Origin of the sequence: Enterococcus raffinosus (genome assembly GCF_018917525.1) — a bacterium.
GTDB classification, from domain to species: Bacteria; Bacillota; Bacilli; order Lactobacillales; family Enterococcaceae; genus Enterococcus_A; species Enterococcus_A raffinosus_A.
On sequence record NZ_JAHLOS010000002.1, the window covers coordinates 241261 to 253445 of the forward strand.

A 12185-nucleotide genomic window follows, 5' to 3' on the forward strand; every position below is an offset into this window, starting at 1 on the left:
TAATACCAAGGTTTTTTGCTCACAAAAAAAATACCTCAAAATATCGAGGTATTTCTTTTGTTCATCTTATTATTGCTTTTGAAAAGCTGGCAGCTCATTTTTACTTAATTTATTCAAATAAGGGATGATCATAACCACACCAGCAACAAAGGCGATACCTTCTGTAATTGTCATTGACCAGATCAAACCATCCAATCCGTAGAAGTGATGCAATAGCAAAACAACTGGAATAAAAAAGGTACCTTGGATCGTTGACATCACACCTGTCTGAAATCCATAGCCAGAGGCCTGGAAGATGCCGGTAAACAGACCAGAAAAGCCATTAAATACTGAGGAAACCAATTGCGCAGCCAAGATGGTTAATCCGACTTGGATCACACGTGGGTCGCTAGTAAATAACCCCAATACCGGTACCCGGAATAGGTAAACAATCAGTACAAAGAAAATGGAGATTCCTCCGATCCATAATGAAACTTCCTTCAACGATTCTTTTAAACGTTTCGTATTATGGGCAGAAAAACTGTAGGCGAATAGTGGCATTGCTCCTAGGAATAAGCCCATTGTCAAAAATTCTGGCAATTGAGTGATTCGAACAGCGATACCAAAGCTGGCAACGACATTGTCCCCATATTCAACGGAAAAATTATTCAATAATAAAGTTGTGACAATCATAAATGCCGATTTAAACAATTCAGAAACGCCGATTTTATAGACTTCTAATTGATCCTTCAAAGAGAGTTTAAAATGCTTTAAGAACCCCTTTAATGATTCACTTTTATTCTCCAAAAACCATACATAATAAGTTGTAGAGGCAAGGTTTGCGATCACGATCGAGATCCCAGCACCGATCACATGCAGGTTAAAGACTAAAATCAACAAAGCATCTAGCATGATACTAACCGCGACACTAATGAACATCCCATACATTGATTCTTTTGAAGCCCCTTCTGAACGAACCATTTGTTCTAAGGCAAAGTTCAGGATAAACGCTCCACCACCAGCAAATAAAATCGTTGCATATTGTTTGGTATAAAGCATTGTTTGACCATCCGCACCCAGCAAATGAACAAAGGGATTCATAAAAATAATCGCCACAATACCGATGATTATTCCTAGAATGATACTTGCGTAGAAAGAATAGCCAGCAACTTTCTTCCCTTTTTGGGTATCCCCGCTGCCGAGCAGCCGTGTGATAAAACTGCCGCCACCGACTCCAAACATGTTTCCTACAGCCATCAAAATGATCGTAATAGGCATCGCTAAGGTAATTGCAGACATCATATTCGTATCGTGGATTAAACCAATAAAGTACGCATTGATCAAATTGTAGATCGTTGTCGCTGAGATTCCCACCATCATTGGTATCGATAGATGGGCAATGGCTTTGCGAATTGGGCTTTCTTTTAAGTAGTAAATATTTGATTCATTCACTTCAAATTCTTCCATGGTAATTCCTTCTTCTATTAGATTTTTAAATGTTAGATATCTAACTATTTTGCTACAAGCAGGCCAAAGCTGCTTGTTGATTAGAGGCTGCGATCGATTTTTCTTAACAGCTGTGTCAGTTGTTGGATTTCTTCTTCACTCAAAGCGTGAACTAATTCTTTCTCGGCAGCATAAAAGGCTTCATTTGTTTCTTCAACCAACGCTTTGCCTTTAGGTAATACAAAAATATTTTTTTGCCGTTCGTTGTTTGCTGGAATTCGTCGTTCGATATAGCCTTTTTTCTCTAACCCTTGAAGCATACTCGTGATGCTAGCCCCGCGGCGTTGAAACGCTTCTGCCAAGTCTTTTTGAATTAGCCCCTTGTCTTCGTTTTGCGCGATATAGGAGATCATTCGTCCTTGCTGCGGACTGACGTCCATCTCTTTAACACGCTGTTCCATCGATTCACGCGATTTATTCATGATCGATCGCATTAAATTTGAGACGACCATTTTATCCAAAAGAATTCCTCCTTTGCAAAATAATTAGATATCTAACTGTTCGAAAAGAATATACACGCCTCAAAAAAGAATGTCAACTAAAAAAATTCAACCCCTAATAATTAGATACCTAACAATAACCCATCAACCTCTCTTTTCAAGAAATAAGAGCCCATTTTATAAAATGAAAAGACCTTTAAATTGTCCTCTCCGCAGAGCAAGGGCATATAGATAGACGACAGAAAAGTGACAGCTCTTGGACTATTGAAGATTGAGAGATTTATCTCGTTGTCTTAAATAACTAATTTAGTTATTTGTTTCCTATAATATCTGCATATCTTTATCTCCCTATCTGAAAACTCAACGTTAAAGTTTATTTTTCGTTTTTATAACAATTTCGTAAAGAAATATAGTATTATTTAAGTGCACACATATCAATAAATATTTATTTTCAAACAATTAACAAAGGGAGGATAACAAATGAAAAAGCAAATTGGGGTTAAGTTGGGGGTTACTTTTGCACTATTATTTAGTTTTCTATTTTCTACGCCGACACCACAATATCAAGTAGAGGCTGCGAAAACAAAAACTGAGGAAAAGACAAAGATCAAACGAGTCGCCAACAAAAAAGTCACGGTCAAAGTCAAAAAATATATTGATGGTGATACAACACGCTTCAAATTAAAAAATGGTAAAAACGTGACGGCTAAATATTTACTGATTGACACACCTGACCTAAAAAAGGAAAGCCCTTACGCAAAAGAAGCCAAAAATCGGACAAAAGAATTACTTAAAAATGCGAAAAAAATCCAAATCGAGTATGACAAAGGCAAGAAGCGTGATAGTAAAAAAAGAGAACTGGTTTATGTTTGGGCAGATGGCAAGCTCGTACAAGAAACCCTTGCCAGTGAAGGCTTGGGAATGGTTCGCAGTACTAAAAGTAAAAACACAAAATATCAAGACAAGATCAAAAAAGCGGAGCAACAGGCCAAAGAACGAAAACAGAATATTTGGAGTATCGAAAATTACGCACAGGCTGACAAAGGATACAATCAGGCGGCTGTGACTACTCATATAAAAGCACTTGAAGAGGAACTAGAAGCTAAAGCTGCGGAAGAAGAACAGCAAAGAAAAGAGCAAGCAGCAAAAGAAGCCGAGGAAAAACGCGCAGCGGAACAAGCGGAAGCTGCTAAAAAAGCCGAAGAAAAACGAATCGCCGACGAAGCAGCGGCAGCGAAAAAGGCTGAAGAACAGCGCATCGCTCAAGAAGCAGCGGCGCAAGCTCAAGCCGAGGAAGCTGCTCGTGTTCAGCAAGAGCTCCAAGCGCAGCAGGCCGCGGAACCTGCTCAAGGACAAACGGTTTACGTTACTCCCACCGGCAGTAAATACCACACTCATAAATGCGGCAATGGTACCTACTCGCCTGCTACTTTGGAAGAAGCTCAAGCTCGCGGGTTAACAGCCTGCGCCAAATGCTATTGATTCAAGAAGAGGAGAGCCTAGTATTTGGCTCTCCTCTTTCCTGTATTATTCATTTACACTGCTTCATCATGTCTGATTAAAAATCTAGCTGAATTTCTGATTCATGACGATTCGCATCATATTCTGCCGCTAAATATTTACCAGCAGCAATTTGATAGGTTTCACTTTTCAAATCAGCCTTGTTGTCCTTAAAGCTTAACTGAACCGTCATCCCCTGATGCCAGACCACATCCTTTATCTCCGCTTGACCATTGTTGATCGTCGCGATGGCTTGATCATTTAATAAAACTTTTGCACCCTCTCTATCTGAGGTAACTTTGAAAGAAATCTTATGAAGGCTGACAGTAACATGACTATCTGTCTCAAAATCAGGATTATGATAGCGGATCAGCCTTTGGGTAGCTGAAGACTGCTCACCACCTGATTTCCCTGTAACTTGATAGCTGCCTGGTGTGAGAGGACCCCAAGTTGTCTGATCGTTACTGCTTTTTGATGTCGCCAGTTTCTTATCATCGAGTGATAGCTGGATATTTGCCTGATCTGCTATAACAGTCAAATAAACAGGCTGAATCACTAATTGATAGCGTGGGAATATCCCGAAGTACCGTCCTCTTTGATGAAGCGAAAAATCCGCTAATTGGCCCGGATCATTTTTCAAATCGATCAGAAAATCAGCAAAATCGGCTTTATGATTGTCCTCCTGATAATAGGTGATAAATTTTTTCAACTCCGCTGCGGAGACTTTAGAATTAGGATCTTCTGAAATAACGACCTCTGAGATTTTCTTTGGGTCTTGTGTTTTGAAGGTTTGGGCTAAGCGATCCAACTGCTGCGGATAGCTATAATAATAACGACCAAATAAAAGCCCGCTTATGAGCAACACCACTACAGCAAGCAGGCTGAGGAGCCCAATTTTTTGTTTCCTTGATAGCTCTTTTCTCACTTTAGTCGTTGGGCTATTGATTAATTTTAGCTGTCGTCCGCAATTGGAGCAAAAGACTTCCTTCGCTTGGATTGCTTCTCCACAATTTGAACAAAAGTGAACGTCTTGGATGCTTTTTTCAGTTATATCTACCGTAAAAGGCTGTCCGCATTCTTCGCAAAAGCGTGCATCGTCCAGATTTTCATGATCGCAATTGGAGCAATTTTTCATGGATATCCTCCCTATTTCTTCCTAATCAACCACTCAATTATGTATGTACCTGTTAATTGTAGCAAAAATAGTGACGAAAGAGGCTCTATCTTGCTAAAACACTGCATCAAACAATAAAAAAGCACTTTCCCCTTTTTGAGAAAGTGCCTCATTAATTGATTTAAACGATGGATGTTCCGCCGTCAACAATAATGAACTGTCCGTTGGTATAACTGGATGCTTCACTTGAGAAATAAAGAATGGTTCCATTCAATTCTCCGCGTCTTCCCGGACGACTCATCGGGTTCATCGTATTGTACATGGTCAAGAAATCATCCGATTTGAATAAAGTATCTTCCGTCATTTCTGATTCGAACAGCCCTGGTCCAACTGCATTGGTGGTAATGTTATGTTTTCCGTAGCTAGCAGCCATTCCTTTGGTTAAGCCAACGACTGCTGCTTTACTGGCATTGTATGAGTGGCGAATGAAAATATCGGCTTTGTCCGCCATCACTGCGTTGATTGACGCTACGTTAACAATCTTGCCATATTTATTTTCGATCATGTGCTGAACAACATATTTGCTAACTAAAAAGATTCCTTTGACATTCACGTCCATTGATTTATCGAAGGCCTCTACGGTTAAGGAATCTACGCCGCCATGCACCGCGATCCCTGCATTATTCAGCAGAATGTCTAGATGTCCAAAATGATCATAGGCTTGCTGAATGCCCGCTTTGACGTTTCCTTCATCTGTCACATCCATTTTGATCGCTAAAACATCGCGACCCATCTTCTTAATCTCTTCTGCTAATTCCTCTAAACGTTCCAAACGTCTAGCTAATAAAACCACATCTGCTCCAGCTTCGGCATACGCAATTGCTGCATCGCGACCTAATCCGCTGCTGGCGCCAGTTACCACAGCTACTTTTCCACTTAAATCAAACATAACCTATTCCTCCTTTTTGATAACGCATTCACTATTACAATTCTAACGGTACCTAAGTTGATAGGGGAATGTCAATAGTTTGTGAAAAAATGATCGTCACAATCATGCTAAATTGCGATTTCTAGACTCAAAAACCTCCTTGGCGCTTGTGATTGCATTGAGTACTCGTGGAAACCCCACATAAGGGATGCAATGGGTAAAAATCTCAATAATCTCTTCTTCTGTAATCCCAACATTCAACGACCCATTAATATGAACCATTAATTGATTTTTAGTATCCCCTTGGGTCAATAAACTAGTGATCGTGACAATTTCCCGTTCACGAAAGGATAAGGTGTCACTATTATAGATATCTCCAAAGGCAAATTCTAAAATATAGCGCCCGACATTTGGTGCAATCGTTTCGAGACTCTCAATCACTCGTTCTCCAGCTTCCCCATCAATCTCCTGCAAATTTTTAATTCCTTGTTCCAATCTTTTATCACTCATAGCAGTTCCTGCCTCCTTTATGGTAAAGTACTATAAACTATCAAGTAGGCTTTACAGCAAATTTTTTTTAATTACTACGACGAAGGAGAAGTTCGATGTACAAAATTAGTGAGGTCGCCAAAATAACTGGTTTTAGTATCCCTACCCTGCGGTATTATGAAGAGCTAGGAATCAGTGCTCCTGCAAAGAATAAAAACGGTTATCGTGAGTATAGCGAAGCCGATATTGAATGGTTACGTTTCATTCACCGATTAAAGCAAACCGGTATGCCACTGGAATCGATCCAAAAATATTCCGAGTTGCGTAGTCAAGGAGACCAGACGATTGAAAAACGCATAAAGCTTTTAGCGACTCAAAGAAATCGACTATTGTCAGAAAGACGAAAAATCGATGAACATCTAGTATTTTTAGAAACGAAGCAAGCGACGTATAAAAAAATGCTTAGTGACAGAGACCAATAATCAATTAAAAAATATAGTTTCTAAATAACTAGAAGAAGGGCTTCGGTCTAATACTTTACACAATTTACGAAACAATCATTTCTGCTTGCGTTTCTCCTCTTTTACTCAGCATAGAATGATAAAAAGAGTGCTAGTACATGGAATTCAGGTCATCTAGATGATTTGATTCATAGTCGTGCAATTGAAGACTGGGAACTCGTAACCCATTCGTATATGCCGGATCTTACTTCGACCAGGAATGCGATTCTTGTCACGTTTAAAAAGAAAATAGAACCTTTACTTAAAAGATTGGGAAGAAATTCCCAGTCTTTTTTTTACAAATTTTATTTTTTAAATGATTACATATGATCCATACTATCTTCCGAAACATAAGAACTTCCGTATTAAGCAAGGAGAATGAAAAGTGATTTCATCGAAACAATCGTTAAAAAATAACTTGCATTTGTTTGGTTTTTCACCTAAACTTTATAAACGGAGAGAATGAGAATCATTATCAATTGCGCAAGGGGATAGGAGATGAGTTATTGAAAAAAATCGGAATTCTTTTGGTTTTATTTTTGTTAAGCGCTCTCTCTATTTTTATCGGAGTAAAAGATTTGGTGCTGCAGGCTTTATTTCAAGGAGATTCACAACAGTGGCTGATTCTTGCCACTACACGTGTACCGCGTACCGTCAGCTTGATTTTAGCAGGCGCAACGATGAGTATCTGCGGTCTGATTATGCAGCAGCTCACACAAAATAAATTCGTTTCACCAACAACTGCTGGCACGATGGATAGTGCCCGTTTAGGAATTTTATTGGTCATGCTCTTTTTGCCTAATGCCTCTACGACTGTTCGGACTTTGGCCGCATTTATTTTTGCCTTTCTTGGTACGATGGTTTTTCTGGGGTTAAGTCGGTTGCTCCCAACAAAGGAGCCGATTTTTTTACCCTTATTAGGAGTAATGTTCGGTAATATTGTCGGATCAGTCGCTACCTTTTTTGCTTATCAGTTTCAGCTGATTCAAAACATGTCGTCGTGGTTGCAGGGAAATTTTTCACTAGTGGCTAAAGGCAGCTATGAATTGCTTTATCTAACGATTCCACTATTTTTGGTTATCTACTTATTTGCCTATTATTTCACAATTGTTGGCTTAGGCGAAGATGTTGCCATTAATTTAGGCGTGAATTATCGCTTGATCCAAACGCTTGGGATTGGTCTCGTTGCAGCAGCCAGCGGACTGGTTTTAATCATGGTGGGGACCGTTCCTTTTTTAGGTGTGATCGTGCCGAATATCGTTTCGCTTATTTATGGAGATCATGTAAAGCAGAATCTATGGATTACCGCAGTGAGCGGCAGTCTATTTTTAATGGTCTGTGACATTCTCTCCCGCATCGTCATCGCACCATATGAGATACCAGTCAGCTTGACGGTCGGTATTTTAGGCAGCTTAATCTTTATTTACTTATTGGTTGGGAGGAAACGTGCATGAAATTTTCTCTGCCAAAAAAAGAATTGCTTTTAGCTGGACTCACTGTCCTTGCCCTACTCTTATGCGGACTTTACTTAACCTATAATACCTATGGCAATTTTCAATTTGCTTGGATGCTGCGAGGAAAAAAAGTAGCGGCCTTTTTACTTGTTGCATTAGCGACTGGAATAGCAACTGTCAGTTTTCAAACACTGACTCAAAACCAGTTTTTGACACCAAATATTCTAGGTTTGGATTCCTTATACGTATTGATCCAGACACTATTGTTCTTTTTCGTGGGTGGTGTCAACATGCTCTCACAAGAGCAAACCGCTACTTTCTTAATCAGCATTTTTTTGATGGCCTTATTGAGTTTGCTCTTAGCTAATGTTCTGCTAAAACAGCAGCAAAATAATCTATTTATCCTATTGATGTTAGGAATGATCCTCGGTACCTTATTCAGCAGCACGAGTAATTTTCTGCAGGTCATCATGGACCCAAATGAATATGATTTGTTGCAGGGACGACTATTTGCCAGCTTCAGCAATATCAATACGACACATTTAGGGTTGGCCGCCGGAATTATCCTGTTGGGCTCTTTGGTTTTATTGGCTGCTAATCGCTATTTAGATGTCCTGCATTTAGGAGACGATCAAGCAACGAATCTCGGGATTCCACTAAAAAAGTGTCAGATTTTGATTTTATTTCTAGTCAGTCTCTTAACTGGAACAGCGACTGCTTTAGTCGGTCCAATCACCTTTTTAGGATTTATTGTTGCGAATATCAGCTATCAGCTGATGCCGACTTACCGTCATAGTTATTTGTTTCCTACCGCGGTTTTACTAGGAATCATCTTTTTAGTCGGCAGTCAATTTTTAGTCGAACAAGTTTTCCAATTAAAAACAACTGTCAGTGTCGTCACACAATTCATCGGCGGCTTGTACTTTATCGGCAAAATCATTTATGAGAGGAGACGACAACGATGATTGATCTTAAAGAAGTGTCAAAGAATTACGGTGAAAAAAAGGTGGTCACCGAGGTATGCTCGCCAATCGAAGAAGAAAAACTGACAGCCTTTATCGGCCCAAACGGCGCTGGTAAGAGTACCTTACTGTCGATGATCAGTCGGTTGATCTCTATCGATGCCGGACAAATTTATCTCGATCACAATGAGGTCAAGGCTTGGCGCTCCAATGAATTGTCGAAAAAATTATCAATCTTAAAACAAAGCAACGGCGTGAATCTGCGCATCACTGTTCGTGAACTCGTTAGCTTTGGCCGCTTCCCCTATTCAAAAGGTCGACTAACTAGCGAAGATCAAGAATTGATCGACTATGCCTTAGAAAAACTCGGTCTAGTCGAAATGGCAGAAGATAGGATTGATACATTGTCCGGTGGTCAGCTGCAACGTGCCTATATCGCCATGATCTTAGCACAGGATACCGAATATATTCTTCTGGACGAACCCTTGAATAATCTCGACATGAACCACTCCGTCCAGCTAATGAAGACGCTGCGACGCTTGGTAGAAGAAGAACACAAAACAATCTTGCTAGTCATTCACGATATTAACTTCGCGGCGACTTATGCTGATGAGATCGTTGCCATGAAGAATGGCGGAATTTTTGCTCATGGATCAATGGAAGAAATAATCCAACCGCAAATATTGAACGCATTATACGAAATGGATATAAAAATCTGTGAACTGGACGGCAAACGTTTTTGTATGTATTTCAATTAAACAGGGTTTTTTAGCCTCATTTAACAGTGAGGACTTTAATAATAAATTAGGAGGAAACAGAAATGAAAAAATATATTGTTGGCTTATCGATGGTGTTGCTTAGTTTAGGATTGGTCGGCTGCGGTTCGACAAATAATGAAGGAAGCAGCGATTCGACGGGGAAAGCCGAGACAAGCAGCACAGCCAAAGAAGAGACGCTTGAAGTGAATGACTCCAACGGAAAAGTAACTGTACCAAAGAATCCTAAAAAGGTGGTCGTTTTCGATAACGGGTCTTTAGATACCTTGGATGCACTAGGAGTAGGTGATAAAGTCGTGGGTGCGGCAACGGATAATTTGCCTGCTTACTTAGATGACTATAAGAAGGTCGATTCAGCTGGCGGGATTAAGGAACCTGATTTAGAAAAAATCAATCAAATGAAACCTGATTTGATCATTATCTCTGGTCGGCAAAGTGACTTTTTAGAGCAATTAAAAGAAATCGCTCCAACCATGTATCTAGCGGTGGACACTTCTGATACATGGAACTCTATCAAACAAAATGTTGAAACCTTAGGAAAAATCTTTGGCAAGGAAAAAGCTGCCGAAAAACAATTAGCAGCGCTTGAAACCAGCATCAAAGAAACCAAAGAAAAAGCTGTTGAAAGTAAAGACAAAGCATTGACTGTGCTTGTTAACGAAGGTCAATTGTCTACTTATGGGAAAGATTCACGATTCGGGATTGTTTACGATACCTTCGGCTTTGCAGAAGCAGATGATGCCATCAAAGCCTCTACACATGGTCAAAGCGTTTCATATGAATATGTCCTAGATAAAAATCCAGATGTATTGTTTGTCGTTGATCGGACGAAAGCAATCGGTGGCGATGACAGTAATAATAATGTCGCTGACAATGAATTAGTTGCTCAAACAACTGCCGGCAAAGACAAAAAAGTCATTTCATTACAGCCGGATGTTTGGTACCTAAGCGGTGGCGGATTGGAATCCGTTAAAATGATGCTTGAAGACGTCAACCAAGCATTTGAATAATCAGGAAAATAGGAGGGTGTGACTGTCACACTCTCCTCTTTATAGATCCTCCAATCCATCCTTATCTAATAAAACAATTTGCCGCCTCTCCCGGCTAATCAGCTTCAGCCTTTCTAATCGTTTAAATTTTCTAGACAGTGTTTCTGGTGTCGTTCCTAAGAACAAAGCCAACTCCTTCATTTTCATTGGTAAAATAAAGGTATTCGCTTCAGCAACCTTTGCCAAATCCAGCAGATAAGTCGCTAGACGTTCTTCTACTTTTTCCATCATCAAAAACTGCGTCTGCTGCTCAGTCTTGACCATTTTTGCCGCATTAATCTCCAATAGCTTCAGACTTAATTGCGGATAGTCTAGTAACAATTTAGAAAAATCTTGTTTCTTCAGAATACAAACTTCCGTAGGCTCCAATGCTTCACCAAACAATACCTCATTCCGCACACCAAACAATTGATTTTCACCTTCGTAACCGCCAGGCGCTACCACACGCAGAAGTTGTTCCTTGCCATTTGATGAAAGCTGATACACTTTTATATTTCCACGAGCCACAATGACTAGCTGTTCTTCTCCGTCTGGTGTAAAGACCTGCTCTCCCTTATCAACAATCCGATGCTTGATTAACGCGTGAATCTTTTTTTGATCCGCAAGCTCAAGATGATTAAATAATGGAACTAAAGAAACACATAGATGTTCTTGATGCATGGAGACCCTCCTTAGTTTGTATGATGATCCTCAGCTATTCGTCATCATCCTCTTCAAATTCCTCGTGCACATCATTTCCCAAATAGCGCTGCCAAAGCAATCCCTGGTGTTTGATCCATGTATAAAGCTTTTTCAGGTATTCAGCTAAGCCGAACTTTTCTTCCTTTTCAGCTAATGCAATTCCACGAGTGATAAATAAATTCTGAGTAGATAGATCAGTGACCAGCTCATTAAGAATATAATCAGCCGCTTCATATTTCAGCTGACCGCTTTCCTTGATCATCGCATAGCTCGTAAATTCCTCTAGTGTTGTAGGAATGAGCTCTCCTTCATCTAATACCAAGCGGCTCAATTCGTCAAACAACTGATCCTCTTCGACAATCATCATTTTTAATCTAGGTTCAGCAAAACCTCGTACGCTGCCTTTTAAATAATACTCCGCTTGGCGTAATTTCACACGATGGATAAATAAATTGGCTAAAATATGACTGATCATCGCAGCAGCTGTCGGTGTGTGATGATCCGCTTCACTTTTTATTCGTTCTGCTTGATACATTTCCTCTGCGTTCATTTTATGCCAACTCCTTTACTTTCATTGCTTCTACTTCGTACCCTAAATCTTCAATAACCTTTTTTAAAGCATCCGGGCTCGTCTCATCCGAACGAAGATCCGCTTTAACTTTACTAGCGTTAAATAGAACTTTTACCTTGTCAACGCCCTTTTGCTGACCCACCGCATTCTCGATTTTTTGCATACACGATGGACACGTTAAGGTGCCTAATTGAATAATGACTCTTTTCATGCTTGTTTCCTCCTCATTTCTCTTG

Annotated in this window: 14 protein-coding genes; 6 read left to right on the plus strand and 8 right to left on the minus strand. The window is 39.9% G+C overall.

What is annotated here, in order from left to right:
• Nucleotides 1-69 precede the first annotated feature (69 nt).
• Together KQI58_RS02845 and KQI58_RS02850 are read right to left on the minus strand one after the other, a co-directional pair.
• Nucleotides 70-1446 (minus strand): MATE family efflux transporter, encoded by a 1377-nt coding sequence (locus KQI58_RS02845; protein WP_216406279.1) that lies wholly within the window; start codon nucleotides 1444-1446, stop codon nucleotides 70-72.
• Nucleotides 1447-1526: 80 nt separating this feature from the next.
• A complete protein-coding gene (locus KQI58_RS02850; protein WP_216406281.1) occupies nucleotides 1527-1946 on the minus strand; it encodes a MarR family winged helix-turn-helix transcriptional regulator in 420 nt (139 codons plus the stop codon).
• 459 nt (nucleotides 1947-2405) lie between these two features.
• On the opposite strand from KQI58_RS02850, the gene KQI58_RS02855 reads away from it, so the two are divergent.
• Entirely contained in the window at nucleotides 2406-3407 is a 1002-nt protein-coding gene (locus tag KQI58_RS02855; RefSeq protein WP_216406283.1) for a thermonuclease family protein, read from the plus strand.
• A gap of 76 nt (nucleotides 3408-3483) precedes the next feature.
• Here KQI58_RS02855 and KQI58_RS02860 read toward each other — a convergent pair whose 3' ends face one another.
• From KQI58_RS02860 to KQI58_RS02870, 3 genes are all read right to left on the minus strand, one after another.
• Nucleotides 3484-4560, minus strand: a complete 1077-nt coding sequence (locus tag KQI58_RS02860) for a zinc ribbon domain-containing protein (protein WP_216406285.1) — start codon at nucleotides 4558-4560, stop codon at nucleotides 3484-3486.
• Between the two features lie 160 nt (nucleotides 4561-4720).
• A complete protein-coding gene (locus KQI58_RS02865) occupies nucleotides 4721-5488 on the minus strand; it encodes an SDR family NAD(P)-dependent oxidoreductase (RefSeq protein ID WP_216406287.1) in 768 nt (255 codons plus the stop codon).
• Nucleotides 5489-5590: 102 nt separating this feature from the next.
• A complete protein-coding gene (locus tag KQI58_RS02870; RefSeq protein WP_216406289.1) occupies nucleotides 5591-5977 on the minus strand; it encodes a carboxymuconolactone decarboxylase family protein in 387 nt (128 codons plus the stop codon).
• Nucleotides 5978-6072: 95 nt separating this feature from the next.
• On the opposite strand from KQI58_RS02870, the gene KQI58_RS02875 reads away from it, so the two are divergent.
• From KQI58_RS02875 to KQI58_RS02895, 5 genes are all read left to right on the plus strand, one after another.
• Nucleotides 6073-6438 (plus strand): MerR family transcriptional regulator, encoded by a 366-nt coding sequence (locus KQI58_RS02875; RefSeq protein ID WP_216406291.1) that lies wholly within the window; start codon nucleotides 6073-6075, stop codon nucleotides 6436-6438.
• A 524-nt stretch (nucleotides 6439-6962) separates the two neighbouring features.
• Nucleotides 6963-7910, plus strand: coding sequence for an ABC transporter permease (locus KQI58_RS02880; RefSeq protein WP_216406293.1), 948 nt, complete (start codon nucleotides 6963-6965; stop codon nucleotides 7908-7910).
• Nucleotides 7907-8875: an iron chelate uptake ABC transporter family permease subunit gene (locus KQI58_RS02885; RefSeq protein WP_216406295.1), complete on the plus strand. Its 969-nt coding sequence runs from the start codon at nucleotides 7907-7909 to the stop codon at nucleotides 8873-8875. The genes KQI58_RS02880 and KQI58_RS02885 overlap by 4 nt, the downstream gene beginning before the upstream one ends.
• Nucleotides 8872-9630 carry an iron ABC transporter ATP-binding protein gene (locus KQI58_RS02890; protein ID WP_216406297.1) on the plus strand — a complete coding sequence of 253 codons (759 nt, stop codon included), beginning with the start codon at nucleotides 8872-8874 and terminating at the stop codon, nucleotides 9628-9630. The genes KQI58_RS02885 and KQI58_RS02890 overlap by 4 nt, the downstream gene beginning before the upstream one ends.
• A gap of 62 nt (nucleotides 9631-9692) precedes the next feature.
• The gene (locus KQI58_RS02895; protein ID WP_216406299.1) at nucleotides 9693-10658 is read left to right on the plus strand and encodes a siderophore ABC transporter substrate-binding protein; all 966 of its coding nucleotides are present in this window, start codon (nucleotides 9693-9695) and stop codon (nucleotides 10656-10658) included.
• Between the two features lie 39 nt (nucleotides 10659-10697).
• Here the strand turns inward: KQI58_RS02895 and KQI58_RS02900 are convergent, their stop codons facing one another.
• From KQI58_RS02900 to KQI58_RS02910, 3 genes are read right to left on the minus strand one after another with little or no spacing between them, the layout of a single operon-like run.
• Complete coding sequence (locus KQI58_RS02900; protein ID WP_216406302.1) at nucleotides 10698-11357, minus strand: Crp/Fnr family transcriptional regulator; 660 nt, start codon at nucleotides 11355-11357, stop codon at nucleotides 10698-10700.
• Nucleotides 11358-11391: 34 nt separating this feature from the next.
• Nucleotides 11392-11928, minus strand: coding sequence for a DNA-binding protein (locus KQI58_RS02905; RefSeq protein WP_216406304.1), 537 nt, complete (start codon nucleotides 11926-11928; stop codon nucleotides 11392-11394).
• A gap of 1 nt (nucleotide 11929) precedes the next feature.
• On the minus strand, nucleotides 11930-12160 hold the full coding sequence (locus tag KQI58_RS02910) for a heavy-metal-associated domain-containing protein (RefSeq protein WP_216406305.1): 231 nt from the start codon (nucleotides 12158-12160) through the stop codon (nucleotides 11930-11932).
• Nucleotides 12161-12185 lie beyond the last annotated feature (25 nt).

Bases quoted from the DNA above. Each gene is read 5' to 3' on its own strand.
- KQI58_RS02845 (WP_216406279.1), bottom strand. From the start codon at position 1,446: ATGGAAGAATTTGAAGTGAATGAATCAAATATTTACTACTTAAAAGAA.
- KQI58_RS02855 (WP_216406283.1), top strand. From the start codon at position 2,406: ATGAAAAAGCAAATTGGGGTTAAGTTGGGGGTTACTTTTGCACTATTA.
- KQI58_RS02860 (WP_216406285.1), bottom strand. From the start codon at position 4,560: ATGAAAAATTGCTCCAATTGCGATCATGAAAATCTGGACGATGCACGC.
- KQI58_RS02865 (WP_216406287.1), bottom strand. From the start codon at position 5,488: ATGTTTGATTTAAGTGGAAAAGTAGCTGTGGTAACTGGCGCCAGCAGC.
- KQI58_RS02870 (WP_216406289.1), bottom strand. From the start codon at position 5,977: ATGAGTGATAAAAGATTGGAACAAGGAATTAAAAATTTGCAGGAGATT.
- KQI58_RS02875 (WP_216406291.1), top strand. From the start codon at position 6,073: ATGTACAAAATTAGTGAGGTCGCCAAAATAACTGGTTTTAGTATCCCT.
- KQI58_RS02885 (WP_216406295.1), top strand. From the start codon at position 7,907: ATGAAATTTTCTCTGCCAAAAAAAGAATTGCTTTTAGCTGGACTCACT.
- KQI58_RS02890 (WP_216406297.1), top strand. From the start codon at position 8,872: ATGATTGATCTTAAAGAAGTGTCAAAGAATTACGGTGAAAAAAAGGTG.
- KQI58_RS02895 (WP_216406299.1), top strand. From the start codon at position 9,693: ATGAAAAAATATATTGTTGGCTTATCGATGGTGTTGCTTAGTTTAGGA.
- KQI58_RS02900 (WP_216406302.1), bottom strand. From the start codon at position 11,357: ATGCATCAAGAACATCTATGTGTTTCTTTAGTTCCATTATTTAATCAT.
- KQI58_RS02905 (WP_216406304.1), bottom strand. From the start codon at position 11,928: ATGAACGCAGAGGAAATGTATCAAGCAGAACGAATAAAAAGTGAAGCG.
- KQI58_RS02910 (WP_216406305.1), bottom strand. From the start codon at position 12,160: ATGAAAAGAGTCATTATTCAATTAGGCACCTTAACGTGTCCATCGTGT.